This window comes from Alicyclobacillus shizuokensis NBRC 103103, from assembly GCF_001552255.1.
Taxonomy (GTDB): domain Bacteria; phylum Bacillota; class Bacilli; order Alicyclobacillales; family Alicyclobacillaceae; genus Alicyclobacillus_G; species Alicyclobacillus_G shizuokensis.
This window is the reverse complement of the sequence record NZ_BCQV01000084.1, coordinates 1-4860: the sequence shown is the minus strand read 5'-3', so window position 1 is coordinate 4860 and position 4860 is coordinate 1. Positions and strand designations below refer to the sequence as shown.

3 protein-coding genes are annotated in these 4860 nt (G+C 51.7%); all 3 read left to right on the top strand.

From position 1 onward, the window contains the following. Positions 1–700: 700 nt before the first annotated feature. The 3 genes from ASH01S_RS17135 to ASH01S_RS19405 all read left to right on the top strand — a co-directional run bounded on the left by ASH01S_RS17135 (position 701) and on the right by ASH01S_RS19405 (position 4327). Positions 701–1984: an IS110 family RNA-guided transposase gene (locus tag ASH01S_RS17135; protein WP_067929655.1), complete on the top strand. Its 1284-nt coding sequence runs from the start codon at positions 701–703 to the stop codon at positions 1982–1984. Between the two features lie 398 nt (positions 1985–2382). Continuing rightward, entirely contained in the window at positions 2383–3210 is an 828-nt protein-coding gene (gene nadE, locus ASH01S_RS17130) for an NAD(+) synthase (RefSeq protein ID WP_067929654.1), read from the top strand. Between the two features lie 772 nt (positions 3211–3982). Then, a complete protein-coding gene (locus ASH01S_RS19405) occupies positions 3983–4327 on the top strand; it encodes a hypothetical protein (RefSeq protein WP_067929652.1) in 345 nt (114 codons plus the stop codon). Positions 4328–4860: the final 533 nt, after the last annotated feature.

Genomic DNA, 4860 nt, shown 5'->3' with positions numbered 1-4860 from the left:
CCCTGTCTGTGGCTTGGTAACAAGAAGGTGACCGGAATTGCATCAGAATTCTTCAAATGGACATCATGTCCTTCACAAAGCCTTGCTCCTAGATTTTATGACCGCCAGAGTGGTTATCGTCACTCCACCTACCTTCGGGTTAGCCATAATTACGACGCACAAAGCCTTATTTTTCAACTAAAGTATCGACGCTATCTACCTGCAAGCCAAACTGTCGGTAGAAAACGGATAGCTTGCTTCCGGGACTCCGCGTGCATCTTCACCAGGTTTGGAAGGGCGCGGCTTTCGGACAGAATGTCGTAGTAGAGTTGCAGGCAGTTCCAAAAGAACTATCTCACGAGCAGGGGGATTTGAGAATACTTACACGGCAACCACGCTTCGTTTCCCGGAGTCTCTACAACGTTAAAAATGCTTACTGTGACTTGTCTATCGATTCCTATACTGGCCTCGACTCTATTCAGAATGATATTGTAACTACAAAGGAACAACTGAGAGCCGCAATAAGGAATAGGCAAACTCCTATTGTGGTTCGTGGAAAACTAGCCAAAAGCTTAAAGGTTCTCGCTATCCTATTCTCTGGGTTCGGGCAAAGAATTAAGGAGCATTCCTGTAATGAAGTAATTCCGGGTTTGAGGCAAAGAAAACCTCCTGATAGTGTTGAGTTGCCACAGCAACACGAATCAGGAGGTCATACGACAACATGAGTATATCGCAGAACCGCAAGATTCGCCGCATCAGAGATTCAACACTGGTCGTAGGTGCAGACATTGCCAAAAAGGTACATGTGGCACGGGCGAGCGATGCGCGCGGAATTGAGCTTGGCAAGCCTTTGTTCTTTGACAACAGCAGACGTGGCATGGAAAAGCTGCTCACGTGGATGCGGATGCTCATGGCCGATCACGGCTGTGACAATGTGGTGTTCGGCGTTGAGCCCACCGGGCACTATTGGATGAATCTAGCTCAATTTCTTCGCCAGCACGGGATTGATGTCGTTCTGGTCAATCCCCTGCACGTGAAGAAGAGCAAAGAGCTAGACGACAATAACCCGACGAAGAATGACCACAAGGATGCCCGCGTTATCTCGCAGTTGGTCAAAGATGGACGCTACTCCGTACCCAACATCCCCAAGGATGTCTACGCCGAGCTGCGCGTGGGGATGAATCAACGAGAGCGTCTGATCGAGGACCTCAAGCGAGTTCAGGGCCGTATCCACAACTGGCTCGACCGGTTCTTTCCGGAGTTTACAGAGGTGTTCCGAGACTGGGAGGGTAAAGCAGCGCTGGTGTGTCTACGCGAATGCCCTTGTCCACAGGACATTCAGGCCAAAACGGCTGAGGAGATTGTCCACATGTGGAAAACGTATGGCATTTCACGGGGGATGGGCAAGAAACGCGCCACATACCTTGTGGAAATCGCATCCCAATCGGTTGGGTTAACTGAAGGGCTGCAGATGGCACGCCAGGAGTTACAGATCCTGCTTGGTCAGTACGACCTGTTGCAGGAGCAGTTAAGCCAACTGCTGGAGCAAATCGAGCGTTTGCTGAACCGAATTCCGGGAGCTGCTCAGATGCTCAGCGTACCTGGCCTGGGCGTCGTTACCGTGGCAGGATTCCTGGCCGAAGTGGGGGATCTGTCCGCCTACGAACACTGGCGACAGGTGCAAAAACTTGCCGGGTTCAATCTCAAAGAGAACAGTTCCGGCAAACACAAAGGCCAGACGAAGATCACGAAACGCGGACGGCCAAGATTACGCGCGTTGTTGTACCGCTGCGTGCTGGTTCTGGCGGCAAAGAATCCACAGTTTCGGGCGCTGCACCAGTATTACACCACGCGTGTGGAGAACCCGCTGCGGCCCATGTCGTCGCTGGTTGCACTGTGTTATAAGCTGATTCGCATCTTGTTCACTCTCGGGCGTAAGCAAGTCCCATACGACCCGGTAAAGGCATTGGGACCCGTTCACTCGGCTCAGTGGCTTGCCGCGTAACAAGGAATCGAAACTTGCTCAACCGTATGCAAGGGCTGCAATAGACAAACGAAGCACGGAGAAGCCGGTACGATATATTCCATTCGGGCCATGACCCTGCAAAGGAGATTAACTGGCCTCCACCCTTCGACAGGCTGAACGATGGAATGCAATGGGCCGAAATCAGGACCCCGTGAGACATGGGAGGGTACGCCGCGAAGGTAACTGTGGAGATCCACTGTACGACCAAATTTCGAAAAAGGGGAGTCATCCCCTTTTGGGGGCGCACAAACCATGTCCGGAAGATTCCCACTACGGGGAGTCTCACATCATTCGCTTGCTGAGTCAAATGCAAGATGCTACGAGTGAGCGAGAAAGCGAGAGATAACAAAAGATCATTGAGGGAGGGAGGACTTACAGTGAGGCCATTACAACAAGAAATCATAAAAGCATTGGGTGTCAAGCCAGTGATTGATCCAGAGCAGGAAATTCGGGCACGGGTAAACTTTCTCAAGGATTATCTCAAGTTCAGCGGTTCTCATGGTTATGTGCTTGGAATTTCTGGCGGTCAGGATTCGTGTCTGGCTGGCAAACTGGCACAACTGGCGGTTTCGGAACTTCGCCGTGAAACTGACAAGAATAATAAGTTTGTAGCGGTGCGCCTTCCATACGGCAGACAAAAGGATGAGGAAGATGCGCAGCGTGCACTTCGCTTTATTGATCCGGACGAGATCATTACGTTTAACATCGAAGCGCCTGTATTGGTAACGGCACTGCAGTATCATGTGGCATGCGGCGAGCCGCTTTCAGATTATCATAAGGGCAATGTGAAGGCGAGAATGCGCATGATTGCTCAGTATGCCATCGGCGGTCAGCAGAATCTGCTGGTTGTCGGAACGGATCATGCGGCAGAAGCTGTAACCGGGTTTTACACCAAGTACGGAGATGGCGGAGCAGACATTTTGCCGCTCAGTGGACTGAACAAGCGCCAAGGCAAGATGATATTGCAAGCGCTGGGAGCAGACGTGGCCATTTATAACAAGACCCCAACAGCAGATTTACTCGATGAAAAACCCCAGCAAGCGGATGAAGCCGAGCTTGGCATCTCTTATCACATGATTGACGATTATCTCGAAGGAAAAGATGTTCCGCAAGAGATTGCCCAAAAGATTGAAGCGCGCTACATCCAAACCACACACAAGCGTCAGATGCCAGCGACTATGCGGGATGGATGGTGGAAGAATTAGCCAGTTCAGGCTCGCCGCCAGTGGATGGATCCATCCCTTTTGCAATCCTGTTCCCCCCGCCTCACTGGCGCGATTGGCACCATTGGGGCGGCCACGCAGATGGCATATGGCGCCCAAGGTGATCATTCCGGGTGCCGGAGATGTTTCTTATCACGGTTGATGGTCTCACGGCTTTATGCTATGCCACACGGTCCACTTATCCATTTCGACGATGCACTCACTGCTGGTTACCCTTTCTCCGATGAAAGTGATCAACTCCCTTAGCTCCTCTTCATCGAGATCATGTAGAATCGACCGCCCTGTACGAGCCCGCAGGTCCTCAGCCAATTCATTAAACGATCCGTACACTCGCCGGGTTTCCCAAAATGTAATCGTCCCAATGTCGATGAAACCTGCTCGTAGAATGGCCGATGCCACATCTTCTGTCGTCCATCGTCTTGATCGCTCTACGTCAAGGAGTCCTGGAAACCGTTCGAAGAAATAGCCTCTCACGTGCTGTGGTGAACCAGGCAGGTTCACGTCCTCAGGGGTTTGGTGTTGTATGATCAGCTATCCACCAGAGGTCGGTATGCGATGGGCGTCATCCAGAAATGCGTCCAGGTCCTTGAGATGATGGATGAGCGCCCTTGCGCAAACGTCATCGACGGAACCCTGTGCGGGTCCCGTGGTGGCTGTCTTGTCACCGCCCAAACTCCATGTTGACAATTTGTATTCATTTGCATACATTCATATACAAAGAGTTGAGAACATTTATTTCATGGAGGGGATCTAAATGAGACATGGAGAACATCACGGACACAAGCATCACGGGGCGCAAACATTTCGCCGTGGGCGTGCGCTTGAGTTTTTGCAGAGGTTGGATGTCAAGCGCGAGACGCTCATTCAGCAACTGGCCCAACCAGAATTACAGGCTATACACCAGGTGCTCAGTGGGGAACTAAAGGCCATCGAATTGGTCAGGAACGAGTACATCGAATTTTTTGACCTTCATGAGACTCGTAAACTTGAAAGAGAACACATGAGGGACGAGGAACGCACAGAATCATCAGGATCAGCGGGGAATCATGAAGAGAGAAGGGAAGATACGGACGCGGAGCAGGATAAGGGAAGCGAATGAGTACAAGCCTGCTTCGAGCTGGATGAGAGGGCGGAGCACGGAAAACATGTAAACAAACAAAAGCCGGCGAGAACCGCCTGCTCCGCCGACTTTTAGCATACCTGTCCAGACCTGCTGACGTTGGAACGCCAAAGTTCGTTTTCCTGCTAGAAGACTATCGGATTGAGTGCCATCCTCTGGCTATCGCCTGAGCCGATGCAAGATGCGAATGGCTTTTGATTCGAAACCGATTCTCCCTACGGCTGTTCCAACCAAACAGGCCCTGGTTGCCCATACTTATGGTTGAGAACGATGTACCTCCGGACGAGAGTGCCGACGGAGCGATTCGAACGCGGCCGTACGAACTTATCAGCGCAATAGGATGCACCTGGTTTCCGGCAGCGTTAATAGGTTGACCATTCACTTCATCTTGGCTGAATTGTACCGTCCCGGTGTTGGCGAGGGGATAGAGTTGCCCGTTTAGGCCAGAAGGATCTTCGCTTATCCACTCCGCGGAGGTCCCGATGCCGGCGGCATAGTCGCTGCTTAGGTCT